At 44.1% G+C, this 23,044-nt stretch carries 27 protein-coding genes; 15 read left to right on the forward strand and 12 right to left on the reverse strand.

Going from position 1 to position 23,044, the window contains the following annotated elements:
- Positions 1 to 4 precede the first annotated feature (4 nt).
- Complete coding sequence (gene ung, locus LDX50_RS14225; protein WP_225697966.1) at positions 5 to 667, reverse strand: uracil-DNA glycosylase; 663 nt, start codon at positions 665 to 667, stop codon at positions 5 to 7.
- A gap of 89 nt (positions 668 to 756) precedes the next feature.
- Between ung and apaG the strand changes: the two genes are divergently transcribed.
- From apaG to LDX50_RS14245, 4 genes are all read left to right on the forward strand, one after another.
- Positions 757 to 1,143 (forward strand): Co2+/Mg2+ efflux protein ApaG, encoded by a 387-nt coding sequence (gene apaG / locus LDX50_RS14230; protein ID WP_225697967.1) that lies wholly within the window; start codon positions 757 to 759, stop codon positions 1,141 to 1,143.
- A 26-nt stretch (positions 1,144 to 1,169) separates the two neighbouring features.
- Entirely contained in the window at positions 1,170 to 1,931 is a 762-nt protein-coding gene (locus tag LDX50_RS14235) for an O-methyltransferase (protein ID WP_225697968.1), read from the forward strand.
- Between the two features lie 28 nt (positions 1,932 to 1,959).
- Positions 1,960 to 3,177: a hypothetical protein gene (locus tag LDX50_RS14240; RefSeq protein WP_225697969.1), complete on the forward strand. Its 1,218-nt coding sequence runs from the start codon at positions 1,960 to 1,962 to the stop codon at positions 3,175 to 3,177.
- A 119-nt stretch (positions 3,178 to 3,296) separates the two neighbouring features.
- Positions 3,297 to 4,088: an XRE family transcriptional regulator gene (locus LDX50_RS14245; protein ID WP_225697970.1), complete on the forward strand. Its 792-nt coding sequence runs from the start codon at positions 3,297 to 3,299 to the stop codon at positions 4,086 to 4,088.
- A 41-nt stretch (positions 4,089 to 4,129) separates the two neighbouring features.
- Here the strand turns inward: LDX50_RS14245 and LDX50_RS14250 are convergent, their stop codons facing one another.
- From LDX50_RS14250 to LDX50_RS14270, 5 genes are all read right to left on the reverse strand, one after another.
- Complete coding sequence (locus tag LDX50_RS14250) at positions 4,130 to 5,491, reverse strand: NAD-dependent succinate-semialdehyde dehydrogenase (RefSeq protein WP_225697971.1); 1,362 nt, start codon at positions 5,489 to 5,491, stop codon at positions 4,130 to 4,132.
- Positions 5,492 to 5,502: 11 nt separating this feature from the next.
- Entirely contained in the window at positions 5,503 to 6,888 is a 1,386-nt protein-coding gene (locus LDX50_RS14255; RefSeq protein ID WP_225697972.1) for a hypothetical protein, read from the reverse strand.
- Positions 6,889 to 6,962: 74 nt separating this feature from the next.
- Complete coding sequence (locus LDX50_RS14260) at positions 6,963 to 8,135, reverse strand: metallophosphoesterase family protein (RefSeq protein WP_225697973.1); 1,173 nt, start codon at positions 8,133 to 8,135, stop codon at positions 6,963 to 6,965.
- A 67-nt stretch (positions 8,136 to 8,202) separates the two neighbouring features.
- Entirely contained in the window at positions 8,203 to 9,063 is an 861-nt protein-coding gene (locus LDX50_RS14265) for a universal stress protein (RefSeq protein WP_225697974.1), read from the reverse strand.
- Positions 9,064 to 9,132: 69 nt separating this feature from the next.
- Positions 9,133 to 9,525 (reverse strand): response regulator, encoded by a 393-nt coding sequence (locus tag LDX50_RS14270; protein ID WP_225697975.1) that lies wholly within the window; start codon positions 9,523 to 9,525, stop codon positions 9,133 to 9,135.
- Positions 9,526 to 9,814: 289 nt separating this feature from the next.
- Here LDX50_RS14270 and LDX50_RS14275 point away from each other — a divergent pair, with 289 nt between their 5' ends.
- Entirely contained in the window at positions 9,815 to 10,399 is a 585-nt protein-coding gene (locus LDX50_RS14275; protein WP_225697976.1) for a nitroreductase family protein, read from the forward strand.
- A 21-nt stretch (positions 10,400 to 10,420) separates the two neighbouring features.
- A complete protein-coding gene (locus tag LDX50_RS14280) occupies positions 10,421 to 11,632 on the forward strand; it encodes an MFS transporter (RefSeq protein WP_225697977.1) in 1,212 nt (403 codons plus the stop codon).
- Here the strand turns inward: LDX50_RS14280 and LDX50_RS14285 are convergent.
- Together LDX50_RS14285 and LDX50_RS14290 are read right to left on the reverse strand one after the other, a co-directional pair.
- Entirely contained in the window at positions 11,629 to 12,261 is a 633-nt protein-coding gene (locus LDX50_RS14285) for an SGNH/GDSL hydrolase family protein (RefSeq protein WP_225697978.1), read from the reverse strand. The genes LDX50_RS14280 and LDX50_RS14285 overlap by 4 nt on opposite strands.
- A gap of 84 nt (positions 12,262 to 12,345) precedes the next feature.
- Positions 12,346 to 12,573 (reverse strand): hypothetical protein, encoded by a 228-nt coding sequence (locus LDX50_RS14290; RefSeq protein WP_225697979.1) that lies wholly within the window; start codon positions 12,571 to 12,573, stop codon positions 12,346 to 12,348.
- A 131-nt stretch (positions 12,574 to 12,704) separates the two neighbouring features.
- Here LDX50_RS14290 and LDX50_RS14295 point away from each other — a divergent pair, with 131 nt between their 5' ends.
- The 6 genes from LDX50_RS14295 to LDX50_RS14320 all read left to right on the forward strand — a co-directional run bounded on the left by LDX50_RS14295 (position 12,705) and on the right by LDX50_RS14320 (position 16,327).
- On the forward strand, positions 12,705 to 13,175 hold the full coding sequence (locus tag LDX50_RS14295) for an RNA polymerase sigma factor (RefSeq protein WP_255647358.1): 471 nt from the start codon (positions 12,705 to 12,707) through the stop codon (positions 13,173 to 13,175).
- Positions 13,176 to 13,368: 193 nt separating this feature from the next.
- Positions 13,369 to 13,773 (forward strand): hypothetical protein, encoded by a 405-nt coding sequence (locus LDX50_RS14300; RefSeq protein ID WP_225697981.1) that lies wholly within the window; start codon positions 13,369 to 13,371, stop codon positions 13,771 to 13,773.
- A 246-nt stretch (positions 13,774 to 14,019) separates the two neighbouring features.
- Positions 14,020 to 14,868, forward strand: a complete 849-nt coding sequence (locus LDX50_RS14305) for an SPFH domain-containing protein (RefSeq protein WP_225697982.1) — start codon at positions 14,020 to 14,022, stop codon at positions 14,866 to 14,868.
- Between the two features lie 2 nt (positions 14,869 to 14,870).
- Positions 14,871 to 15,383 carry a hypothetical protein gene (locus LDX50_RS14310; RefSeq protein ID WP_225697983.1) on the forward strand — a complete coding sequence of 171 codons (513 nt, stop codon included), beginning with the start codon at positions 14,871 to 14,873 and terminating at the stop codon, positions 15,381 to 15,383.
- On the forward strand, positions 15,376 to 15,546 hold the full coding sequence (locus LDX50_RS14315; RefSeq protein ID WP_225697984.1) for a type II toxin-antitoxin system antitoxin: 171 nt from the start codon (positions 15,376 to 15,378) through the stop codon (positions 15,544 to 15,546). The genes LDX50_RS14310 and LDX50_RS14315 overlap by 8 nt, the downstream gene beginning before the upstream one ends.
- A 16-nt stretch (positions 15,547 to 15,562) precedes the next feature.
- Complete coding sequence (locus tag LDX50_RS14320; protein WP_225697985.1) at positions 15,563 to 16,327, forward strand: hypothetical protein; 765 nt, start codon at positions 15,563 to 15,565, stop codon at positions 16,325 to 16,327.
- On the opposite strand, the gene surE is transcribed toward LDX50_RS14320, so the two are convergent.
- From surE to dnaG, 4 genes are all read right to left on the reverse strand, one after another.
- On the reverse strand, positions 16,328 to 17,104 hold the full coding sequence (gene surE, locus LDX50_RS14325) for a 5'/3'-nucleotidase SurE (RefSeq protein WP_225697986.1): 777 nt from the start codon (positions 17,102 to 17,104) through the stop codon (positions 16,328 to 16,330).
- Complete coding sequence (locus tag LDX50_RS14330) at positions 17,101 to 17,721, reverse strand: hypothetical protein (RefSeq protein WP_225697987.1); 621 nt, start codon at positions 17,719 to 17,721, stop codon at positions 17,101 to 17,103. Before LDX50_RS14330 ends, surE begins: the two co-directional genes overlap by 4 nt.
- Complete coding sequence (locus LDX50_RS14335) at positions 17,711 to 18,937, reverse strand: bifunctional 3,4-dihydroxy-2-butanone-4-phosphate synthase/GTP cyclohydrolase II (RefSeq protein ID WP_225697988.1); 1,227 nt, start codon at positions 18,935 to 18,937, stop codon at positions 17,711 to 17,713. Before LDX50_RS14335 ends, LDX50_RS14330 begins: the two co-directional genes overlap by 11 nt.
- 99 nt (positions 18,938 to 19,036) lie before the next feature.
- Positions 19,037 to 20,956, reverse strand: coding sequence for a DNA primase (gene dnaG / locus LDX50_RS14340; protein ID WP_225697989.1), 1,920 nt, complete (start codon positions 20,954 to 20,956; stop codon positions 19,037 to 19,039).
- 91 nt (positions 20,957 to 21,047) lie between these two features.
- Here dnaG and LDX50_RS14345 point away from each other — a divergent pair, with 91 nt between their 5' ends.
- From LDX50_RS14345 to LDX50_RS14355, 3 genes are all read left to right on the forward strand, one after another.
- Complete coding sequence (locus LDX50_RS14345) at positions 21,048 to 21,545, forward strand: hypothetical protein (protein ID WP_225697990.1); 498 nt, start codon at positions 21,048 to 21,050, stop codon at positions 21,543 to 21,545.
- 85 nt (positions 21,546 to 21,630) lie between these two features.
- Positions 21,631 to 22,722, forward strand: a complete 1,092-nt coding sequence (locus tag LDX50_RS14350) for an Mrp/NBP35 family ATP-binding protein (RefSeq protein ID WP_225697991.1) — start codon at positions 21,631 to 21,633, stop codon at positions 22,720 to 22,722.
- Positions 22,723 to 22,739: 17 nt separating this feature from the next.
- The gene (locus LDX50_RS14355) at positions 22,740 to 23,027 is read left to right on the forward strand and encodes a NifU family protein (protein ID WP_225697992.1); all 288 of its coding nucleotides are present in this window, start codon (positions 22,740 to 22,742) and stop codon (positions 23,025 to 23,027) included.
- Positions 23,028 to 23,044: the final 17 nt, after the last annotated feature.

Genomic DNA, 23,044 nt, shown 5'->3' on the forward strand with positions numbered 1-23,044 from the left:
TAAATTACCATAAGACGGGACTACGACCATTTTTGGTCAGAAATTCATTTGATTTACTGAAATGGCGACAACCGAAGAAGCCTTTGTGTGCTGCAAAGGGTGAAGGGTGAGCGGCTTTGAGTACAAGGTGTCGGTTAGTATCGATTATTTCTCCTTTACGCTGTGCATAAGCACCCCATAACAGAAACACGAGGCCATTCTTATCTTCCGACAACTTTCTGACCACCGCATCGGTGAAAATCTCCCAGCCCTTGTTCTGATGGGAGCCCGGCGAGGATGCGCGCACTGTAAGCGTCGCATTCAGCAGTAACACGCCCTGATCCGCCCAACGTTCAAGGTTTCCGCTTTCCGAGACCGGAATTCCTATATCATTCGAAATCTCCTTAAAAATATTCTGAAGTGATGGTGGTTTAGCAATACCGTCAGGAACCGAAAAACAGAGGCCGTGTGCCTGCCCGGCACCGTGATAGGGATCCTGACCCAGTATGACGATTCGAACCTGATCATAAGGGCATTGTGCAAAAGCGTTAAAGATTTTCGGCCCGGGGGGATAAATCGTGAATTGCTGGTATTCCTCCTTTACAAATTTCACCAGATCAAGAAAATAAGGTTTCTCAAACTCCCCATTTAACTTCTCCTTCCAGGAAGGTTCAATTCGTACATCCATATGTTTTGCAATAGAAAAAATACTCTTTTAAAGTTATAACTTCTTATCTTTTAACGACGTTAATACTATAAATAATCGTATTATTGAATATGGTGACTGAAATCACACAGGGGATCAAAGTAAGCGTGGTCACGGAGTATCAACCAGTGTACTCCAGCCCTAGTCAGTATCATTTTGTTTTCACCTATCGCGTACATATTGAGAACCAAAGTGAAAACACAATTCAGCTGTTGCGACGCCATTGGCACATTTATGATGCCGGTGCCCGAACCCGGGAAGTGGAAGGCGAAGGTGTTGTCGGGCAACAACCTGTGCTCGAACCCGGTCAGAAGCATGAATATGTTTCGGGATGTAATTTGAAATCAGGTTTAGGGAAAATGACAGGTACTTACCTTATGGAACGCATTGTTGACGGTAAGCAGTTTGAGGTGAAGATTCCGGAATTCAGCCTTATTGTTCCCTTCAAGCTCAACTAGTATTGTCATTCACCCATCAGGCAACGATGTTTCTGCGCCATTGGTTGCTTTCAACCGGGCGTCATTCATTGCATGAACCATTCATATATGATCTATATGATCGTGTCATTTGCGGAAAAGAGCGTCCTGCATCTTTTCCACTGATCGAAGAAATTCGTCAGGGCTATACTTCAGAACAACATATCAAATTACCAACTTTTGGTGCTATATCTCATCAGAGCGACAGGTCTCTTCGTCAAATTGCCCGTGATGGAAGTACAACACCACAGATCGCATGTGTGATCAACCGACTTATTTCAGAAAGAAAATATAGGAATGTGCTTGAACTTGGTACTTCTCTCGGACTTACCACACTTTATCTTTCTGATAATCCTGACGTACAGGTGACCACGATGGAAGCAAATCCTGATCTGATCAGGCTGGCTCTTGAAAATTTTAAAAAAATAAATCGGGAGAATATTTCGCTAATCCGTGGAAATATAGATGACACGCTTGATCAGGCGCTAAAAACAATGGGACATGTAGATCTTGCCTACATCGATGCCAATCACCGCTTCTCCCCAACCATTGATTACTTCAACAAAATTCTGCATTATGTGAATGAGGAAAGCATTGTGATACTGGATGATATTCATTGGTCTGTTGAAATGTCTGCTGCATGGAATGAAATCCGGCAGCATGATTCAGTAACCATGACTATTGATTTTTACCGCATGGGATGGGTTTTCTTTCGTCCTTTCCGGAATGTGTATCATTATCGTCTGGAACTGCCGGGGAGCTGGAAATAGTTGATTGTAATATTGAATCGAATTCGGCATGATGCATCGTATTATTCGCGTTCAAACCATCATGATACTTGTATCAGGGGTATTCCTGCTGCTTTTGCCAAATATTTTCAACGCCCGTGAAACAGCGGCTTTTGATGGTTCCGACCGTTTATCCGGCAGGTATATCATAAGGGACTCCGATACATACACTACCGCTGGCATTTCTGATTTCTATGACCGTGGAACAGTGATTACGTGGTTACTGGGAACGCATCATCGTGAACTTTGGTCTGTCCCGGTGACACTACCTGTATTTCAATGGATGAATGATTCATCGCGTTTGTTAATTACTGAACTCGGCGGCGGGCAGCAGACAACGAGTTTTGCTCTGGAAGATGAAAATGGATTATCATATACGTTACGTTCGGTAAATAAAGATCAGGCCAACGCTTTACCATTTTGGTTGCAAAAAACAGGAATTCGCACGCTATTCAGGGATCAGGCCTCAGCGTTGGACCCATTTGCTGCCACTGTTGTCGATCGGCTGGCACGATCCGCGGGAATTTTTTCCACACAACCGAAATTGTATTTCATCAAAGACAGCCATATGGTTCCGGAAGAATACAAAAAGTTGCTCGCCAACAGAATAATGCTTCTGGAGATAGAGCCTGATCAAACCTGGCAAGGCCATGATCTAACCGGTCGTCCTCAGACGGTGATCTCTTCCACCAGTATGCTTGAACTTTTATCAGCAGGTAAGATCAAAGTTAATGTCTCTGAATATGCCTATTGCAGGTTATTTGATATTGCAATAGGCGACTGGGACCGGCACGGAAAGCAGTGGAAATGGTCAGTCGATTCGACATTTACCGCACATCCACTTCCCATGGACAGGGATATGGCATTTTACAAGTTTCACGACGGGCTGATCAATGCATTAGCGATTCGCGTAAACCCTAAATTCCAGTCATTTGTGGCTGACATAGATGATATTTCCGGCTATTTGATCAATGGAAAGGAATTAGATTCGGTGTTACTGCCATCGATTTCATCAAAAGAATGGATAAGAATCGCTGATTCACTGCAAACCAATTTATCTGAATCGGTAATTGAAGACGCTTTCAGGGCCTACCCGGAACCAATTTACAACCGTATTGGACCGCAGCATGCTGAAATTTTAAAGCAGCGTATAGGACAGTTAAACAGGGTCGCTGATCAAGTTTCGGAAGTCTATACCAGCAGTCCAGATCATGGCAGTGAATTGTAGCTTTGCTGGACCTTGTAACTGGTTTAACTTATTAATTAATGGTATATTGCTAACTCAATAAAAACCAACCTATATGAAGTAATATAAAAATTCAACTCAACTAAAGTAACCTTATTTTCATGAACATTGACAACGAATTCAAACCAGAGCGAATCATTATGCTTCGCAACATGCTGCAATTGTCGCAGGTGAATTTTGCAAAGAAAATCCACATTTCGCAGGGCGCCTTATCGCAAATCGAAAATGGAAAATCGCAAATTTCGCTCGAGACATTACGAAACATCAGCCATGAGCTGAATGTAAACTGCAATTGGGTAGTAAACGGGCAGGGAAACATTTTCATGAATGGTGAAAGTGAACACCCTAAACAAAAAGAAGTAAAACAAGTCGTAGTAAAAGCGACCGGGGTGAAGAAGCCGGGGCTTCCACTGGTGAAAGCCAGTCAGCAAAAACAATATGCCAAAAAGTTCAATCAGGGTGATTTTATAAAGGGACTGGACATGTTTCTGATCCCAGGCTTTGAAGATGGTAATTATCGCATGTTTGAGGTCGCAGACGATGCTATGGCTCCATCATTATCACCAAAGGAATATGTGATCGGTACACCTGTTTCAGATCATACAACCATTGAAAACGGCACATTGGCGGTAATCGTGAATAAAGACGGGGTTATCATCCGGCGGGTACATTTCTATGCCAATGAAAAACACGTTCTTATTCTGAAAAGTGACAACCGAAAAGTAAAGAATCTTAATTTACATCACGACAAGATCGATGAAATCTGGGTCATAAAGGGAAAAGTGACAACCGCTTTTACCTCTGCCGGATTAATCGATTCGAAACGGATTGAAAGACTGGAATCCAGTTTGGATAATCTTCGAAAGGAAGTGAAGAAATTAATCAGATCCTAGCTTGGAGAAAAAGGCCTTCCTGAATACCCGGAGGGCCTTTTTTATTTTACGTAGACCGTCTTGATATTAACAAATTCGCGAATTCCAAACGAGGATAATTCCCGTCCGTAGCCCGAGGTCTTTATCCCGCCAAAGGGCAACCGCGGATCTGATTTCACAAAATCATTTACAAAGCAACAGCCTGCATCCAGGTATTTTTCAGCGATTTCACGACCATGATTTATATCGGATGTAAATACAGCCGCTCCCAGTCCAAATATTGTTTGATTGGCAAGATCAAAAGCCTCCTCTTCGCTTTCAGCTCTTATTACAGCCGCAACCGGTCCGAATAGCTCTTCATCGAATGCCGGCATTCCGGGAATAACATCAGCAAGAATGGTAGGCGGGTAAAAGGCTCCAGGCAAATCCGGAATATCTCCTCCCTGTATACACACCGCACCTGCCTTGATACTATCTTTGACCTGTTTATGCAGCTCATCGCGCAGATCGATACGCGCCATAGGCCCGATGCCTGTATGATCATCGGCAGGGTCACCCATGGAAACCTCAGACATCTTAGATTTCATGCGATCCAAAAACTCATCATATATGTCGGCATGAACAATAAATCGTTTCGCTGCAATACAGCTTTGTCCCGCATTAATCAGTCGGCTGGTAACACATGACTCTACTGTTTCCTCGAGGGGCGCATCTTTCAAGATTACATAAGGATCACTCCCTCCAAGTTCAAGAACCGACTTTTTAATGGCCCTTCCTGCAGATTCTGCTACGGACCTCCCTGCTGGCGTGCTTCCCGTGAGGGTCACCGCCTTGATAACCGGGTGCTCAATAATATCAGCCACATCCGAGGAAGGAACGATAAGTGTGCTGAACAGGTTCCTGGGGAATCCTGCACTGGAAATAATATCCTGAATGGCCAGTGCACATCCGGTAACATTTGAAGCATGTTTCAATACTGCGGCATTACCAGCCATTAAGGCTGGTGCCAGGAACCTGAAAACCTGCCAAAACGGAAAATTCCAGGGCATAACTGCCAGCACGACCCCAAGTGGCCTGAAAGCGACAAAGCTTTGTGATGCATCACTTTCTATTTCTTCCTTTCTGAGAAAACTTTCGGCATTCTCAGCATAATAGTCACAAACCCAGGCACATTTCTCAATCTCGCCAATACCGTCCTTTCTGCGTTTGCCCATCTCCTCCATCATCAAATCTGCCAGGGCATGTTTCCTTTCGCGTAAAATGGCTGCGGCTTTTTTCATGTGATGGGAACGCAATGTCCAACTGCTGAACTTCCATGTTTCCCAGGCATTGGCACCTTTATGCAAAAGATCATCCACCTGTGCCCAGGACATGGGTTCATACTCACGGATGACACTCAGATTATATGGATTGATAGATTTCATTCAGAGAAAATTTAATCTTTTTCAGTGGTTTCTGGTATGATTACCAAAATTGAATTGATCTGGTTCCTTTTATCCAGAATTCCATGCAATTTCCCGCCGGAAACAATCTTACTAATGGTTACGATAATGTTTGATTCCGACAATTCACGGATGGCCTGCCGAAGTTCATGCTTGTCAGATTCGGATTTCTCAAATACCGGAATATCCCAGAGGTAGTCACGACCGGACTCTGCAGCTCCCGCAAATTCAGAGAAGGCCTGATTCATTCGGATAACTTTTCCCTGGGAATTTAAAACCGCCAGATAATTTCCGGACTCATTGAACCAATAACTGTTTTCCTGCTCTAATTCTGATATTCTCATTTCGAGTTCAGAGACATATCCTTTGTATAATCCCTTCAGTAACAGAATATCCTTATGAGGCTGAATCAGCACACCGTACTCACCTGCCACATTCTCATGCTCGAGTCTGAATTGGGTTGTCCTTAAATCCCCTGATTCTGAAGCTTCAATCAATTCATCCAGAAACTGGTCCCGGGTGTCCTCAGTCAGCGTCTTTGAAAGAATCCGTTGAAGAGATGTTTCCCCATCCGGACGGAGGATCGCATCAGCCTTCGAATTCATCATGTTCACGTGGAAATCAACAGTTTCATCAAGGTCACGAACCGGACGAACTTCCACCCAAAACTCATCTGAAATATTCAGGATCAGATTCCTGGAAGATTCAAGCCTCTCCCGATCTTCAATCTCCTCACTCAGAATCTGTTGATTTTTACGCAATTTTTCCTCGATTCCAGCGACCTCCCCTTCCATTTTCACTACCTGCCGGCTAATATAAACCACACTTCCGATTCCCAAAAGCGCAAGAAATGCGATGAATGCCGGAGTTAGAACCCCTGATTGTCCAAGGTTTTCCGATAATCCCGCGATACTGTCTTTATCATGATCTATCGTTTCCTGAATACGGTTTTGATCTTCCAGGGATTCATTCAGCAGCTTTAATGAAAGCGTATCGTTAACAAGTGATGCGTCGTTTCGCAGCCGGAATTTCTCCATCCGCAGAAACTGGCGCGATATCAGGGTTCGAAGGCTATCTGAGGGCAAGTCGCTTCGTCCCAATTCAGAAACCATCCCTTCAATTTCCGAGAGTTTTCGATAAATATTTTCTTCAGAGCCAAGGTACCGGTCGATATGGCTCCGGTCGCCAGAAAGATTAAAAATCAATACCTGCTCATACGCATCCTTTATCTGAAGTGTAATATCGTCATACGCAGCGAGTGTAGTTTGCACATTATACCGGATCTTCAGGGATTGTGTTGAAGAAGTATACGCCTGATACGTGAAAAACGCTATCAATAATAAAGCGGCGATCAGGAATGAAATCACGATTTTGCTCATAATGCGAATCTCCGCATTAAATATTAAAAAAATGAATTTGCGGTAAAAGCGAATTTATTTTCAATGAAAAAAGACTAAAAAATTTGTTTGCGATACACCACCCTTCCTTCTCCATTCTCCGGATCAACAGCTACGAATTCTACCCAAATTTCGCTGGAAGCATAGTATAACATTCGGCTGTATCCCCTGTTCTGATGCACAAAGTTTGCTTTATGACCACTTGCAGCATAATTGAGTTTTGAACCAGCTCCACTTATGATCTGCCGTATGTTGTCCTTTTCAATCATTTGCAGATTATGCTCGTGACCTGAAGCGTAAATCAGCCTGGGATGTTTAGTGAAAGCTGTATCGATGATAGCTTTATAAGATTTAAAAACCTTATTGGGTGTATCCTGCCTGGAAACGCCACTCATTCGGGCAACCGGATAAATCGAACCAATTACAGGAAGCGGGACATACAGGTAATTCCGAACATTACGCAAAGGAAAAAGGTGATCCAAAAACCCGAAATGACCTCCGTGAACACCGTTTGTAACTACCGGATGATGTGCAACCAGGAGTACTTCCCGTTCCGAATTAGATTCCAGTGCCGCATAAAGCTGCTCAACAAACTGTTCCCGGGAATCTACCGAACAGCCATCCTTAATGCCAAGCCCTGTCTCATATTTATGAAGCCACCATTCTGAATCTATTATAACTAAAACCAGGGAATCGGTTAATTGCAATTCTACCGGGCCGGGGCATCCGTTGTCAGGGCGAAAAACATTCTGACCGCCAAAATGGGCTTCTACATAATTCTCCTCCCTGCGAATCGCACTGAGACCTCCCTCCTTTGACTTATTCCAGTCATGATTTCCCGGAATAAAAAAGGTGTTTCCGGAATAACCATCAGCCAGTTTCATTTGGTTTTCGATGATCTCTTCCTTTTCCTTTCTATCGGGCGCGTCTGGCAGCGGAAGACCGTAGTGATATATATTATCCCCCAAAAATATTAATGAACTTGCCCCATCAGGATGGGTTGCGAGCTGTGTGGTCAGGATTGTTCCTATGGGATCTTCTGCCTGAAGATCACCGGCATCACCGATAAGATAAACCACGTGGTCGGGCTCAGATTCGGGCAGTGGACGCGTCTGCCATTCCTTCTCCTGTTTGGCATAATAAGGCTTGACCGTATTGCATGCGCTGAGGCTTAGCAGGCTAAACAGGCTCAGAATGATCCCTGATAATAATAAACTCCGGTTAAACATTACATCAAAGAAACAAAAAAGCCAGTGATTCCACTGGCTTTAAAATGTTTTTTGAGGCTAATCTGCCTTATACATTGTGCAGATTAATGCTTAAGACAGGCACTTCAGATTCTTTACTGAGTTCTTCGGACACGCTGGACGAAAATATCCTGAAAAAACCTCCTTCCGCATGTGACAGAACAGCGATTATGCCTGCTTCATTCAATCGCGCAAATCGTGTTAGTCCATCTTCAATATCATCGGAATAATGAAGATTGGATGTGTAATTTTCAATGTTGAATTTTTTTGCAAAAGAATGAATCTGGGCTTCTACCTCATCCCTGTTCTTATCACCAGGTTTACTGATATGGACCAGATGTAGTTTGGAGCTCATCGCGGCTGCGAAGGCATTCAGATGTTGAGTGGCCGCACGGAAATTATCCTTGGAATCTGAATCCAGTTCAATACCCACTACCACGTTTTCAAAGTTTACGTTTTCCTGTCCGCTTCTAAGCGAAAGCACGGGAACGGTGGCTTTTTCAATGATTTGCTCGGTATGATTTCCTGTGAAGAATTCTCGTGCAGTTTCCTCACCGGTTGTTCCCATCACGATCAGATCAATGTTTTTATCATGCACATATTCTTCAACTCCGTCTACCAGGTCCTGTCCGTAAACCTGGATATTGATTACGCGGCCTTCAGTATATTTAGTAGCCAGTGCCTGAAGACGCTCATTATTCCTGCGTATCAACTGGACTGTAAAGAGTGTTTCCTCATCATCAAATTTAGCTCGCATGTCCCCTGTTGTAGTAAAGGATTCATCAAAGGGGTGTTCGGTAAAATTGACCAGATATATTTCTGCGCCTGATTTATCTGCGATGCTGGAAGCAAGTTTCAATGCATCTTCGGATGCTGGCGAAAAATCAGTGGGTACCAGTAATCTTTTCATGTGTGAAAGGGTTGATTAATATTTTAGAAAAATAAGTAAATATCGACGGCCGTCAAAGATAAAAGTTTATCAACCTGCAGTAGACCGTGAAAGAGAAATAATCTTATTGGCCATATCAAGTGTAAGAGGCTTAATGAAATAATTGGTGACACCCAGTTCTTTACACTGACGAAGGTCCTCTTTATTTTCAGAACTGCTCAGCACAACCACTTCACATTCTCTGCCTTCGGGATAACTTCTGAGTTCCTTTAAAAAATCACGCCCATTCAGGAAAGGCATGTTCAGATCAAGAATAATCAGCGACGGCATCTCATCGAACTCGTCCAGATATTTTTGCGCTTCAAGTCCATGGTTGAGTCTCTCAATCTTTAACCCGGGCTCCTGCCGCAACAATAATGTACGTGCGATGAACGCATCCGTATCATCATCCTCAACCAATAATATCAAATCCCTCTTAATCATACAATTATGAATCACTATTTAAACCCCTCATTCAATCATTGAAGGTACGTTCATTTTGAATTTTGACATAAACTTCAAGACCAATGAACAGAAATTTTCGGTAAACGGTAGAAATTTTCTGTATCTCGAAGATTGCAATTTATTGCTAGCTAAACATTTGAATTCCCAACCATTACTTACGTGCGTTATTATGTTGCCTCTTTCACCACGAATTAATGACTGTATTTTAATGAACAACGTTCAGGACTTCTCCGTTAGTTTTCCGTTAGTTTATTTAACTTTCCATCTTATGATAAAAGAAGCAAATACAACCTTTCCTATTCACCCTTTAATTAAATCCCGGTGGAGTCCACGCGTTTTTGCAGATACTCCCGTAAGCGACGAGGCCATCTATACACTTTTTGAAGCAGCAAGGTGGGCTGCCAGCTCAATGAACGAACAGCCATGGCGATTCATCTATGCAAAACGAGAATCAGATGCCTATAAAATAATACTGAAACACCTGGCGGAATTTAATCAACAGTGGGTAAAAAATGCCCCTGTAATCATTCTGACCGCATATAAAGAAAAGTTTAACTCGGGTAAAGAAAATTTTCACGCGTTGCACGACCTCGGACTAGCCATGGGTAATCTGAGTTTACAGGCCCAAAGCATGGGACTGGCTGTACATCACATGGCAGGGTTGGACTGGAAGAAACTCCAGGAAATATTTAATGTTCAGGAAGGCTTTCACATTACCACGGCTGTAGCAGTGGGCTATTACGGGGGAGATCCATCGGTCCTGCCTGAGGATTTGGAAGAAAGCGAACGCGCACCCCGCAAAAGGCTGCCGCTAAACACGCTGGCATGTGAAGGCAAGTGGATTGAACAATAAACGATATTTGATGACATCCGAATGAACAAAGAGCGATTATTCCTGCTGATCCTGGCAAGTGCCATGTTCACCCATATTATGGATTTCATGATCATGATGCCGCTAGGTCCGCAACTAATGCGCCTTTTCGATATTACCCCGCAGCAATTTAGCTTCCTGGTATCTTCCTATTCATTCACAGCGGGTGCAAGTGGTTTCCTTGCTGCATTTCTGATTGACCGATTCGATCGTAAAAGCAGTCTCGTTTTCATTTATACCGGCTTTTTACTCGGTACGATCGCTTGCGCTCTGGCGCCAAATTATCAAATCCTCCTGTTGTCCCGCTGCCTTGCAGGTGCTTTTGGCGGTGTTTTAGGAGCGCTAATCCTCTCAATTGTCAGCGATGCCATTCCGCTTGAACGCAGGGCAGCAGGTATTGGGATTGTGATGGCATCGTTCTCGGCTGCTTCAGTTTTTGGTGTTCCGTTCGGATTGTATCTGGCCAGCCTCTTTAGCTGGCAGGCACCCTTCTTCTTCCTGGCAGGAATTTCCCTGGCCATCCTTTTTATGATCAGGTTCCTGGTGCCTGCTTTCAAATCTCATTTAGCTGAAGGGCAAAAACCTGCTGGTATTAAGGAAGTTATAAAAAATGTCTTTGGGCGAAAGAATCCGCTTCTTGGACTCTTATTCACTTCAGTTCTTATGTTTGGTCACTTCACGATCATCCCGTTCATTGCACCTTACATGGTGGGAAATGTAGGTTTTACCGAACAGGAGCTTACCTATATCTACCTGGTTGGCGGTGCTCTTACCATATTTTCATCGCCCTGGGTAGGCAGAATGGCAGACAAGAATGGCAGACTGAAAGTATTCACGATATTCGGATTTCTCGTGCTCATACCAATCATCATTATAACACATATGCCGCCAATCCCATTGTGGGAGGCGTTGGTTGTGAGTGGATTATTTTTTGTGCTGGCGAATGGACGAATGGTCCCGTCGACCACCATGGTTACCTCTGTGATAAGGCCTGAGAACCGCGGAAGCTTCATGAGCGCACGGTCATCCATTCAGCAAATGAGTAGCGGATTGGCAACACTGATAGCGGGTACGATGATCACAGAACGACCATCGGAAGTTACTGAAGGCGCCAAGGCACTGGTAGGTTATGAAAATGTAGGATGGATCGCCGTCGTTTTTAGTCTGCTGGCCCTTTTACTTGCAAGAACCTTGCGGGTAGCCAAAGGCGCTTAATCATTCAGAAATTCTGCGGCAAATCGTTCGCTGGCCAGAATCCGCTCCACCCATAACTCATATTGCCTTGCCGATGGGTGCAGATTATCATCTGCCACGAGTGACGCATCGGTACTCCGGGAAATATCGGTAATGGAAACATAAATCACATCATATTCTTGGGCGATGGATCTGTTTATCTCGTTATAGTTATCCAGTTCGGCAGAAATCTTCTCCTTGTTGGCGGCACCAAACGGTGTATAGCCATAGTCAGGGATCGACACAACCAACACTCTATCGGGATTACCCCGGGCTTTTTGAATCGCTATTTCGACCAGGTCACGGAATTCCTTTCGATAATCCTCAACCGGACGCTGCTGATATTGATTATTCACCCCGATCAGAAGACTAACCAGGTCAAAATCGTCTGTAGGTTTCCTGTCACCAATTGCAGAGATCAGCTCATCCGTTCGCCATCCGGTTCTGGCGATGATTACCGGAGCTGCAAATGCTGAGTCAGCTAAACTATTAATCTCCTCTGCAAGTTGAACAGGCCAGCGGTCATCCTCCCCCACGGATTCACCAATCGTATAAGAATCGCCCAATGCAAGGAACTGCCGCATTTCTTTTTGCTCACTTTGATTATTCATAGAAATCATTTCAGAGGCAGAATCACTTCCGCAATGAAAACACAAGATGCAAAAAAGAAGGATGATTACGCGCACAGGCAACCTCTACTTTTGATAAAAGTAATGGATTACGCCTACAAAAGTTGTCACCAACAACGATGTATTTTCCAGTGATTTGGCTGTTGTGGAGGAAGGAATTACACTTTCTATTTCCGTCTTACTGGCCTTGGAAGCTTTCAGATGCTGTTTGCCAAGATGCACCGCACTTATACACCAGGCACACAGGAATAATGCGACGAAGATATTACGGATTTTTCTTGTAAGAGATAGCATGACCTTGGTTGTTTATGTATTAGACTGATTTTGCTGCCTTTTTGTTACACTAGCTCAAGATTTTTTTTTCAAAAAACATTTTTCGTCAACTATTGTAAGGATTTTTAATGTCGGGTTACTAATAATTCAGGTTGAACACAAAGGAACATGCATTTATTAAAATGATCACCGAGAATCAGGGGATTCTCCATAAGATCTGTAATGCGTACACATCCCCTTCTGAACGGGATGATCTGTTTCAGGAGATTCTCACAACCCTCTGGCAAAGCATCGACAGCTTCCAGAATAAATCAAAACTGAGCACCTGGATGTATAAAGTGGCATTGTTTACAGCCTTGAATTACCAGCGCAAAGAAAAATTGAGGTCTTACGATCCTCTGCCGGAAACCGTTGTAATGGATAAGACATCTTCAGACGAAGCTGAGTTGGTTCAAATAGCCATTCAGATGCTCAGGCCGGAAGAACGGGCATTGCTCATTCTGCAGATGGAGGATTACAGCTATGACGAAATCGCTGAGATTGTTGGAATTTCCGTTTCCAATGTAGGAGCAAGACTCACCAGAATACGAAAAAAGCTAAAGGAAATCATTGAAAAGATCTAGGGACATGGACGAGATTCAATACACGGAAATATGGAAAAAATCGGCTGAGGACAGTACTCATTATAACTTTAGCCAAATGGAATCCTTCATGGGCAATTCTCTCAGGAAATCCATTGCTCACCTACATAAAAAATTGATATATGATTACTTCATATCAGTCGCTATAAGTATTTTAATCATTGGCATATCCTTCATGTTTGCTTTTAAATATAAGTGGATCATACTGGCATCGATGATCGGATTCAATATTTTACTCTGGGTTCATTTCCAACTGAAATTGGCCCTGATCACCAGGAAACACACCGAAGCCGGAGGGTTACTGCAGCTTCTTAAGAATAATCTGGACATCCTCCTCCTCTATCGCAATGTCTACAGATATGGCATACCTTTATTTGCAGGCTTTTTAATGTTACTGTACGCTGTACTTTATATGCCCCCTGTGGGTTTCATTGAAATTTCTGCCATTGCCGGGGTGGTGCTATTTTCATCTCTGATTGTAGAAGCTTTATGGAAACTGATCTACCATGAGCACGTACGCAAAATAAAGTCACTAAAAGGAATTTGCGAACGACTGAGCGATCCGCACGCGACAGTGTGATAATCAGGTTAGTTTCAAAGCATAACTGACAAGGCAATCCGTAATTCCGGTCGGAATGATTTTATAAGACTTTTATTTCTCACTCCATTTGAAGTTCAGACTTCTTACCTGTGCCCTGTGAAGGAACCTCGGCAGGAAAAAGACGCCTTTGGCGCTGAATGCGCAGCACGATGGCAACCTTTTCAAAAAGATTGCGTAAATTACATTAATATAATATATTTATGATATCAATTTAATATCACACAAATGGAAAAAGAAAATAATCCCCTGTCCGGTTACATCATGTTATTTGTAACCTTTCTGCTGCTGGCAGTTACCCTCTTTCTGTTTATTGGAATGAGGAATTTAATCGGACTGGCGAGCTTACTTGCCTTTCTGATCATGCTACCCGGATTCTTCTATGTGAATCCAAACAGTTCCCGTGTTCTGGTTCTTTTCGGAGATTACAAGGGCACAGTAAAAAAGAATGGTTTCTATTGGGTGAACCCATTCTTCACAAAGCAGGCCATTTCACTGAGAGCCCGCAACTTCGACAGTGAGCGTGTCAAGGTGAATGATAAAGTTGGTAATCCAATCCTCATTGGAGTTATCCTGGTATGGAGGGTAAGCGATACATTCAAGGCTGCTTTCGAGGTAGATGATTATGAGAACTTTGTTCGAATTCAGAGCGATGCGGCAGTACGTAAACTTGCCGGATTGTATCCCTATGACAATTTTGAAGATGATGAAGCGGAAATCACTCTCAGAAGTGGCCTCGATGAGGTAAACCATGCACTGGAGCTGAATTTAAGTAACCGTCTGGAAATTGCAGGAATTAATGTAATCGAAGCACGTATCGGCTACCTTGCATACGCCTCTGAAATTGCTGGTGCAATGCTGCGACGTCAGCAGGCAACAGCCATTGTAGCGGCCCGCCATAAAATTGTGGAAGGTGCGGTAAGCATGGTGGAGATGGCGCTTGAAGACCTTTCGAAAAGAAATGTGATAGATATGGATGACGAGCGAAAGGCAGCTATGGTGAGCAATCTCATGGTAGTTCTATGTGCCGACAAGGATGTGAGCCCTGTTGTTAACACCGGAACCTTAAATCATTAGAAATGAAGTCCCGCATTTACCACGAAGTTCAGTACATGCGACAGACCGTATTCATGTATATTATGACAGGCTTCGTTGCGCTGACCCTGGGAGGTATGGCCTTCATTTTTCTTACCGAGAATAAGGAAAGGGACACCATGGAAATGATTATATCATCTGGAATTGCCATGGTTGTCCTATTCTTCCTGACATGGCTACTTTATAGCTTGTACCTGGATGTGCGCATCGAGGAAGGCCGTATCATTTACAGAATGCCTCCCCTGGTCAACAAGGAAAAATCGATATCGCGCACAGATATCAACAGCTATGAAGTCGTTAAATATCCCATCCGTCACTATGGTGGTTGGGGTGTGCGGTATTCGTTTAAACACGGTAAAGCCCTTACTATTTCCGGGACAAGGGGACTGAAACTACATCTGAAAAGTGGACAGACCCTCCTCCTGGGGACACGAAATCCCGAGGGCATCAAGAACGCGATGGAGAGAATGATGAAGAACGAATCAGATTATGTCTAAGAAAAAAGCATTTGCCTTACGTTTGGACCCAAATTTGCTTAATGCATTGGAGAAATGGGCAGCGGATGAATTCAGAAGCACCAACGGTCAGATCGAATGGATTTTGAATGATGCGCTAAAAAAAGCCGGTCGCCTAAAAAGGGATGGGAAAAGATCGGATTAATTGTAATTTTGCAAACATGAGAGGACTGATAATACTGTTTATTTTGCTTGGGTCGTATACGCTATACGCCCAGGATCAACTTGTTACCGTTCAGGGTGATACACTTTCAGGGACTATTGAAATTTTATTCCCTGAGGAATTATATGAGGAAATAATTTTTGATGACGGATCAGATAAAAAGCGTCTGAAAGCCTATGAGTTCCAAAGCATCATTAAGGACGGTCAGAAATACAGAACCATCAAGCAAGGGGATAAATATCGGATCATGATGCTGGAGAAAGATGGATACCTGAGTCTTTACAGGTTTCGCATCGATAAGAACTTCGCTTTTGCCGGCACCTACCTGTATAAGATGGACGGGACGGGTATCGAAGTTCCCACCATGTTATTCAAAAAAACCATGACGAAGTTCCTGGACGGATGTAATGCGATCACTTTGGGACTGGAAGACGGCACATACAAGCGGAAAGAAATGGAAGAACTTGTGGATGCCTATAATGCCTGTATCGCATCCAATACTTCCAATCAAATGGCTGGTAGTCCTGCAGGAATCACAACCACCGTTGCAGTTGATACAGAAGTGATGGCACAGGCAAATGATATTTTGAAGGGAGCCAAAGAAATGGGCGATGACGAATTAACCACCATGATTAATGATGTTGTCAAGCGCCTGGGCACTGGCGAGGAAATTCCACCCTATCTTAAAAAGGCCATAGAGGGGCATGTAACCGAATCACATGCTTTATATCAGCAGGTTACAGGGTTTTTGTCGCTGCTCTGATCAAAGAATATCGTCCCAGTTTGAATTAAGCGATACTACCGTGTGGTGTGCTGTCAGGTCGAACTGACATGGCACCACCGAAACGTAGTTATTGGCAATCGCCCATTCATCATTGTCCTCACCCTTATCATGATTGACGAAATTGCCCGCCAGCCAGAAATATCTGCGGCCGTTGGGATCGTACCTTAAATCGAATTCTTCCTGCCAACGTGCTCGGGCCTGCCGGCAAATTTTTATTCCCCTGATGGATTCATTCCTTTTAGGTGGAAAATTCACATTAAGGGCAACTCCCTCATTCAGACCGTCCTTAAGGACTTTTTTCGTGATGGTGCGTACGTAATCAGCCACATGACTGAAGTCAGCATCAGATGCATAATCGCACAATGAAAATCCAATCGCCGGCATCCCTTCTATGGCACCTTCAATAGCAGCTGACATGGTTCCGCTGTAAAGCACACTGATGGATGTATTACTGCCGTGATTTATCCCGCTCACCACCAGATCCGGTTTGCGGTCCTTCAGGACAAAGTGCTTGGCTATCTTCACACAGTCTGCGGGCGTCCCGGAACATTCATAAGCTGCTACGCCCGGAAAGATATCATTTTCCTCCAGCCGGAGAGTATTGCCAATCGTGATAGCGTGCCCCATCCCGGATTGCGGTCCGTCGGGAGCCACAACCACCACTTCGCCAAGTTCACTCATGATACTTACCAACAGCCGTATTCCTTTGGATGTGATTCCATCATCATTTGAAACGAGTATAAGCGGCTTCTTCATTTAGTTACGAGTGAATTATAATGGGAACAAATCTTAATCAAATGATCCAGACGATCAAGCTTTAGACGCTCATCCTTCACAAATCTTCTGATTTCAGCGGCATGATCTCTGAAAATACGGTTCAAATCGCTCTTTTTACCATTGAACTCGTTGATCCTACCAGACCTGTCAAGGAAATAATAAGTATACACCATCTCCTCATTTGTATAGGTTGAATACATGTAGGGCAGGCTTCGCACAACCAGCTCCAGCTTTTCAGTTCGCAGCAGGGAGACATACGGACCTTCATAGGACAATTCAAAAATAAAAGGTGCCTCGTAGGTTCCCTGACTTTTATAAGGAAGTATATAGAATATCCTGTAGGACTGGATTATCTTGTCATAGATTTCAAAGGCCAGGATTTTCCGGGGGCTGAACGCCTGGACTGTCGATCCATCCCTGGTGAACTGGACCGACTGGTTTTCCATATTGTACTTTATTTCACCACTCAGGGTATCCCCCTCAAACAGGAAAAGGTTGCCACGGTGCCATACGTCAGTTGAATATGACTGTCCGTGCGCCGTAAACGCAGTTACCAGGAACCCGCAGAAAATCAACGTTACTATTCTACTTTGCATCGCGCAAGATCTGATGACCCATCTTGTCTCTCTTCGTAGTCAGATAACGCTCATTGAATTTGTTTGGTTTGATCTCTACCGGCACATTATCAATAATTTCAAGTCCGTAACCGATAAGGCCAACTCTCTTTTTAGGGTTATTGGAGATAAGGCGGATTTTATTCACGCCCAGATCGCGCAAAATCTGTGCACCTACCCCATAGTCCCGCTGATCCATATCAAAGCCCAGTTTCAGGTTAGCCTCAACTGTATCAAGACCCTCTTCCTGGAGTTTATAGGCCTTCAGCTTATTCACAAGACCAATACCCCTACCTTCCTGGTTCATGTAAAGAACTACACCTTTACCAGCTTTTTCAACCATTTTCATGGCCGCATGCAACTGACCGCCGCAATCACACCTGCAAGACCCAAAAATATCACCGGTCACGCAACTTGAATGAACCCTTACAAGTACTGGTTCATCTTTCTCCCATGTGCCCTTTACCAGGGCGATATGATTATCTCCGGTATTCGTTTGTGTATAGGAAGTTAGCTTAAAATGGCCCCAGTCGGTAGGCATATCCACGTCCTCAACCTGCTTTTCGATAAGGGACTCTTTTTCGATACGGTATTGAATAAGATCCTGAATAGACACCAGCTTCAAATCAAACCGGTCAGCCACTAAACGTAAATCGGGCAGCCTTGCCATCGAACCATCCTCATTCATAATCTCTACCAGCACGCCAGCGGGCTGAAATCCTGCCAACCTGGCAAAGTCAATGGCAGCCTCAGTGTGCCCTGCGCGGCGTAAAACTCCCCCACGTTTGGCTTTCAAGGGAAAGATATGTCCGGGCTTACCAAGATCTTCCGGTCTTGTTTCCGGATTGGTTAGGGCTTTAATGGTTTTAGAACGGTCGTGAGCAGAAATACCTGTGGTGCAACCATCCCCCAGCAAATCAACCGAAACAGTAAATGGGGTTTCATAGGCCGCTGTATTTCGACCCACCATCAATTCCAGTTCAAGCTCTACACATCGGTCTTCTACCAGCGGAACGCAAATCAATCCACGGCCATGAGTGGCCATAAAATTTACAATTTCAGGTGTAATACTTTCTGCGGCACAGATGAAGTCACCCTCATTTTCACGGTCTTCATCATCGACTACGATAATGATCTTGCCATTACGTATGTCCTCAATAGCCTCAGGTATTGTATTTAGTTTTATTTTTTCCTCCATAAGATTCCAGCTGCGGCGAATTTACCGCATTTTTACCGCTTTAAAAACTCATCAGGGTTAACAATGAAATACCTGATGTCGTTCATATCTTTTCAATGTTTATTTGGGAATCACGATCCCCAGCACGTCTGCAAGCTGTTTCTCGGTTCTTTTAAGTTCCTGCTGGATGTGCAATAATTCATCAATTTCATCCGGATCAGTAGCATTTTTCAACTTCTCCTTATGTTCATCAATCAGCTTCTGAATGATACTGCGTTTCAGGCGGGCCATATTTGTAAAAAACATCCTTCCTACCAGATCCTCCTCAGAAGGAACGTAAATTTTAAACCGTTCAAACCACAGGCTGCTCACTTCATGACGATCGGAGATCAGATCCACCACGATCTTTTTTACTTCTTCCGAGCCATTTCGAATAAAATAATCTGCATCCACGGCTTCACCCGCCTGAACCCGTTTGGTGTACATGGTGAAGATTTCGCGATATATGGGGGTAATGAATTCAACATCCTCCAGTTCCTGTCGGGCTACTTCATGCATGGGCTGCTCCTCATCGTCGGGATGGGATCCAAATTTGATGAGCAACCGTATAAATTCACGTTCGTGCAGCGCTATAAGTTCTTCATGAGCTGCCGGCTGCTCCTCCGTTACAGGTTCCTGTGAATAATCGGGCAGTGGTGGCTCTGGCATATCGGGCTTACGCTGACTCCGTTGCTCCTTTATCATGAGCTTGTTGAGTTCAGACCAAAGCACTGATTCCTCCATCTCAAGCATCCGGGAAGTATCTTTTACATACACCGCCCGCTTCAGTCCATCCGGTATCTTCGAGATACTGTAAAGAATCTCCTTGATCGATTCTGCCCGTTTTATCGGATCACGAGCCGCCTCACTGGCATACAATGCCGCCTTGAAAGAAATGAAATCCTGCTCATGCTCTGCCAGATATTTCTGAAAACCCGAAGTCCCTAACTCACGCGAGTAACTGTCGGGGTCATGGCCTTCCGGAAAGACCACCGTACGCACATTCATTCCCGATTCCAGGATCATGTCAATCCCTCGCAGCGAAGCCTTTATCCCCGCCGGATCCCCATCATAGAGAACGGTGATATTCTTGGTAAACCGGCTGATCAGTTTGATCTGATCTGTGGTGAGGGCTGTACCTGAAGAAGCCACCACGTTGGGCAGATCTGCTTCATGCATCGAGATAACATCGGTATATCCTTCAACCAGGTAGCACTTATCCTGCTGACGGATGTGGTTCTTTGCCTGAAAAATACCATAAAGAACCTTGCTCTTGTGATAGACATCACTCTCGGGTGAATTCAGGTATTTCGGCTTATCGTCTTTTCGCAGTGTCCTGGCACCAAAAGCGATCACCCTGCCTGAAACGTTATGAATAGGAAAAATAACCCGTCCCCTGAAGCGGTCATAAACCTTGTCTTCAGACTTTCTTACGATAAGGCCTGCCTTTTCAAGCAATTCCTCCTTGTAGGCCCTGGCTGTGGCATCCTCGAATAAGGCAGTCCACTTCTCAAGACTGTAACCAAGCTGAAACTTTTCTATCGATTGTGAATTGATGCCCCGCTCACGGAAATAGCTTCCTGCAATGCTTCGACCTTCATCAGTATCACTGAGATTTCTTCTAAAAAAATCGGCTGCGTAATCAAGAACAATGTAGAGGCTTTCCTTTTCATTCTGAAGTTCCTGATCCTTATCAGACATCGTGGTCTCCTGAATTTCAATTCCATATTTACCGGCCAGGTAGCGGATTGCCTCCACATAACTCAACCCATCATGTTCCATCATGAAATTGATCGAGTCACCTGATTTACCGCATCCAAAACACTTGTAAATCCCTCTGTCGGGTGTTACTGAAAATGACGGTGTCTTTTCATCATGGAACGGACAGTTGGCCCATAAATATTTACCACTACCCTTTCGCTTCAGCGTAACAAAATCAGAAACGATATCAACGATATCCATTCGATCCTGCACTTCCTGTATAGTGGCCTTTGAAATCATACTGTAAATCTACTAAAATATATGGTGTCGTTCGATCCGATTTAATTTTTCGAATAATATGGTATATTCAGAATATCTAAGCCTTTTCAACATGAAAAAACCAATTATCCTTCAACTCCTGCTTGTTTTCAGCTCTTCTTTTGTCATCGCCCAGGATTCACAACTTGAAAAATTAAAAATGCTTTCCGGAACATGGCTGTTTTCTCCTGCCGACTTCTCATCGAGTGTTGACATGCCTTCACCACCCGAGACAATGATCACATGCAACGAGGTTACAGAAACCAATGGTCTTTATTGCATAGTCTATTCCAAAAATGCTACCGGCAGTTTTGAGCTTACGCAATCTGAATTAATGGCATATGACCAAATCACAGACAAAATTCACATGTTCTTTTACGATGGTAAAAGTGCTATACGTGCGGAAGGAAGTTTCAAAGGAAATTCGCTGATCTATGCCGACCTGGACATGAATGGAAATAAACTGATGGACGGCACCATTACCATTGAAAAAAATAAAATGACTCAGAAAGTGGTGACAGCCGGTGATAATCCTGCCTCACTAACATTGATCTTCCATAAGAAGAAATAAGGTAAAAGAATCCTTCATGCATTGCTGTAAAGGGAATAAATGACGTATTTTTGATGCTTCAACAAAGAACGGACAGACTGGAAATATGAAGTACGGAATTGAAGATGTTAAAAAGGCCCTTTCCACTGTAATTGATCCTGATTTAAAAAAGGATCTGGTGACGCTGAATATGGTGAAGGACATCGAGGTATTTAGTGATGCGGTAAAGTTCACTGTGGTACTAACCACCCCGGCATGCCCCCTGAAAGAAGTGATCCGGAAGGACTGTGAACGTGCCATCAATGAGCATTTGTCGCCTGAAATCCGGGCGGAGATCCTGATGACCTCAAATGTGACTACAACCCGGGACAAAGGACCTTTGTTGCCGGACGTTAAAAATATCATCGCTATAGCATCCGGAAAAGGAGGCGTAGGAAAATCAACTGTTGCCGCTAATCTGGCAGTTTCTCTTGCGCAACAGGGTGCCTCAGTAGGGCTTATCGACGCGGATATCTATGGTCCGAGCGTGCCAGTCATGTTCAATTGCGAACATGAACAACCCGGGGTTCAGCCCGTTAACGGGAAGAATATGATTATGCCACTAGAGCAATATGGTGTTAAGCTCATTTCCATTGGATTCCTCACGCCTGCCGACAATGCGGTCGTGTGGCGCGGACCTATGGCCAGCTCGGCACTTAAACAATTCATAAGTGATACGCTTTGGGGCCCCCTCGACTATCTTTTAATTGATCTGCCTCCCGGAACCAGTGATATCCACCTGACCATGGTGCAAACCGTTCCTGTGACAGGTGCAATCATTGTAACTACTCCGCAGAAGGTGGCGCTTGCGGATGCCAGAAAAGGACTTCAAATGTTCAGGCAGCCTCAGATCAATGTTCCTGTACTGGGGATTGTTGAAAATATGGCGTACTTTACTCCGCCTGAGTTGCCCGATAAAAAATATTATATTTTTGGCGAATCCGGCGGGGAGAACTTATCAAAGCAATACGATGTTCCTCTCCTAGGTCAGCTGCCGATAGAACAGGAAGTACGTGAAAGCGGTGATTCCGGTTATCCGATCGCACTGAAAAATACAGTTTCCAGTGAAGCATTCAGAAACCTTGCCGAGTCATTGGCCCAGCAGGTTGCTATAAGGAATGCCACACAGGATAAAACCAAACCAGTTGAAGTTCAATAATGGCCACTTTGAGCAAAATGAAAAAAGACGAGTTAGTTAAACGAATTGATCAGGCACTTGACAACATCCGCCCCTACCTGGAAACCGACGGGGGCAATGTTCAGATTTTAGAACTGACTGATGATATGGTCGTTCGTCTGGAATTGCTGGGCGCCTGCGGTAATTGCCCCATGTCTACCATGACCCTAAAGGCAGGTGTGGAAGAGGCCATCAAGAAGGCAGTACCTGAAGTAATTTCGGTGGAAGCCATCAATATCACCAAACCGGGAGACCCGCATGCGAAACTTCCCGATAATATGCTCTGACAGTGGCAAAATCCCGG

The sequence above is a fragment of the Fulvivirga sedimenti genome (genome assembly GCF_020328055.1).